The following is a 2500-nucleotide window of genomic DNA, read 5'->3' as shown; positions in this document are numbered from 1 at the left end:
GTTAACTGCGCGTTGAGTTGCAAGGTATAGACCCGAAACCCGGTGATCTAGCCATGGGCAGGTTGAAGGTTGAGTAACATCAACTGGAGGACCGAACCCACTAACGTTGAAAAGTTAGGGGATGACCTGTGGCTAGGAGTGAAAGGCTAATCAAACCGGGAGATAGCTGGTTCTCCCCGAAATCTATTTAGGTAGAGCCTCGGACGAATACCATTGGGGGTAGAGCACTGTTTGGGCTAGGGGGTCATCCCGACTTACCAACCCCATGCAAACTCCGAATACCAATGAGTACTATCCGGGAGACACACGGCGGGTGCTAACGTCCGTCGTGGAGAGGGAAACAACCCAGACCGCCAGCTAAGGTCCCAAAGTGTATGTTAAGTGGGAAACGATGTGGGAAGGCTAAAACAGCTAGGAGGTTGGCTTAGAAGCAGCCACCCTTTAAAGAAAGCGTAATAGCTCACTAGTCGAGTCGGCCTGCGCGGAAGATGTAACGGGGCTAAACATACCACCGAAGCTGCGGCTGCAACTTATGTTGCGGGGTAGGGGAGCGTTGTGTAAGTGGCTGAAGGTGTGCCGGGAGGCATGCTGGACATATCACAAGTGCGAATGCTGACATGAGTAACGATAATGCGGGTGAAAAACCCGCACGCCGGAAGACCAAGGGTTCCTATCCCATGTTAATCAGGGTAGGGTGAGTCGACCCCTAAGGCGAGGCCGAAAGGCGTAGTCGATGGGAAACGGGTTAATATTCCCGTACTTGGTATAGATGCGATGGGGGGACGGAGAAGGCTAGGCAGGCACGGCGATGGTTGTCCGTGTGAAAGGTTGTAGGCTTGAATCTTAGGTAAATCCGGGATTCTTTAAGGCTGAGAGCCGAGACGACACTCTACGGAGTGGAAGCTGTTGGTGCCATACTTCCAGGAAAAGCCTCTAAGCTTCAGTTTATACCGAATCGTACCCCAAACCGACACAGGTGGTCAGGTAGAGAATACTAAGGCGCTTGAGAGAACTCGGGTGAAGGAACTAGGCAAAATAGTACCGTAACTTCGGGAGAAGGTACGCTCCTATCTGTGATGAGACTTGCTCTCTAAGCGGACGGGAGTCGCAGTGACCAGGTGGCTGGGACTGTTTATTAAAAACACAGCACTCTGCTAAATCGCGAGATGACGTATAGGGTGTGACACCTGCCCGGTGCCGGAAGGTTAATTGATGGGGTTAGCGTAAGCGAAGCTCTTGATCGAAGCCCCGGTAAACGGCGGCCGTAACTATAACGGTCCTAAGGTAGCGAAATTCCTTGTCGGGTAAGTTCCGACCTGCACGAATGGTGTAACCATGGCCACGCTGTCTCCACCCGAGACTCAGTGAAATTGAAATCGCAGTGAAGATGCTGTGTACCCGCGGCTAGACGGAAAGACCCCGTGAACCTTTACTACAGCTTGGCACTGAACATTGAGCCTACATGTGTAGGATAGGTGGGAGGCTTTGAAGCGGTGACGCCAGTTACCGTGGAGCCATCCTTGAAATACCACCCTTGTATGTTTGATGTTCTAACGTTGGCCCCTGAATCGGGGTTGCGGACAGTGCCTGGTGGGTAGTTTGACTGGGGCGGTCTCCTCCCAAAGAGTAACGGAGGAGCACGAAGGTTGGCTAAGTACGGTCGGACATCGTACGGTTAGTGTAATGGTAGAAGCCAGCTTAACTGCGAGACAGACACGTCGAGCAGGTACGAAAGTAGGTCATAGTGATCCGGTGGTTCTGAATGGAAGGGCCATCGCTCAACGGATAAAAGGTACTCCGGGGATAACAGGCTGATACCGCCCAAGAGTTCATATCGACGGCGGTGTTTGGCACCTCGATGTCGGCTCATCACATCCTGGGGCTGAAGTCGGTCCCAAGGGTATGGCTGTTCGCCATTTAAAGTGGTACGCGAGCTGGGTTTAGAACGTCGTGAGACAGTTCGGTCCCTATCTGCCGTGGGCGTTTGAGAATTGAGAGGGGCTGCTCCTAGTACGAGAGGACCGGAGTGGACGAACCGCTGGTGTTCGGGTTGTGATGCCAATTGCATTGCCCGGTAGCTACGTTCGGAATCGATAACCGCTGAAAGCATCTAAGCGGGAAGCGAGCCTCGAGATGAGTTCTCACTTGGAGTTTAACTCCACTGAAGGGCCGTTGAAGACTACAACGTTGATAGGCAGGGTGTGGAAGCGCTGTGAGGCGTTAAGCTAACCTGTACTAATTACCCGTGAGGCTTAACCATACAACGCCAAAATGGTGTGAGACTGTTAAGTTAGAAGTTAGAAATTAAAGACTGAAGTAGACAGTTACTTATAAAGCTTTCCGAATTTAACTAACGTGATGAATTTAATCATGTTAGACAATTTATGCTTGGTGACAATAGCGTTCTGGACCCACCTGACCCCATGCCGAACTCAGTAGTGAAACGGAACAGCGCCGATGATAGTGTGGCATTTGCCATGTGAAAGTAGGTCATCACCAG

The 2500-nt window shown here is 51.6% G+C and carries 2 rRNA genes (1 of these 2 cut by a window edge); both read left to right on the top strand.

The features are described 5' to 3' along the window. A 23S ribosomal RNA gene (locus WCN91_RS15105) occupies positions 1-2260 on the top strand; it begins 623 nt to the left of the window's first position. A gap of 127 nt (positions 2261-2387) precedes the next feature. Then, positions 2388-2500 (top strand): 5S ribosomal RNA (gene rrf, locus WCN91_RS15100); the annotation flags it as partial.

Origin of the sequence: Pseudoalteromonas qingdaonensis, from assembly GCF_038739665.1 — a bacterium.
Taxonomy (GTDB): Bacteria; Pseudomonadota; Gammaproteobacteria; order Enterobacterales; family Alteromonadaceae; genus Pseudoalteromonas; species Pseudoalteromonas qingdaonensis.
The sequence above is the reverse complement of the archived record's forward strand: the minus strand, read 5'-3'. Positions and strand labels throughout refer to the sequence as shown.